This is a genomic window from Brevibacterium sp. SIMBA_078 (assembly GCF_046534565.1).
Lineage (GTDB): Bacteria > Actinomycetota > Actinomycetes > Actinomycetales > Brevibacteriaceae > Brevibacterium.
This window is the reverse complement of sequence record NZ_JAWRYQ010000104.1, coordinates 1-315: the sequence shown is the minus strand read 5'-3', so window position 1 is coordinate 315 and position 315 is coordinate 1. Positions and strand designations below refer to the sequence as shown.

Sequence of the window (315 nt, the reverse complement as noted above, 5' to 3'; positions counted from 1 at the left end):
AATGATAATGTGCTAACACCCATCACAACGTTTTTCAATGACACATGGAACTGGATCACAGAGAAATGGAGTCAGCTTTCTTCATGGTTCAATAATAACGTGTGGCTGCCTATTTATAACTTTGCAGTACCAATCATCAACTTTGTAGTTGGTGTTTTTGTCGTTGCGTGGGAAGTGATTAGTACCGTATGGGGAGCTGCATCGACATGGTTCATGGACAACGTATGGACTCCTTACGGACAAATTGCGGTTGTGGCAATCACTCTTGTGTGGAACAAGATCACCGAATTATGGGAATGGATAAAAATCACCTGG

The 315-nt window shown here is 42.2% G+C and carries 1 protein-coding gene; it reads left to right on the top strand.

The features are described from left to right. Positions 1–9 precede the first annotated feature (9 nt). Positions 10–315: hypothetical protein (locus SB749_RS19050; protein ID WP_410711680.1), on the top strand; the 306-nt coding region annotated here is incomplete at its 3' end.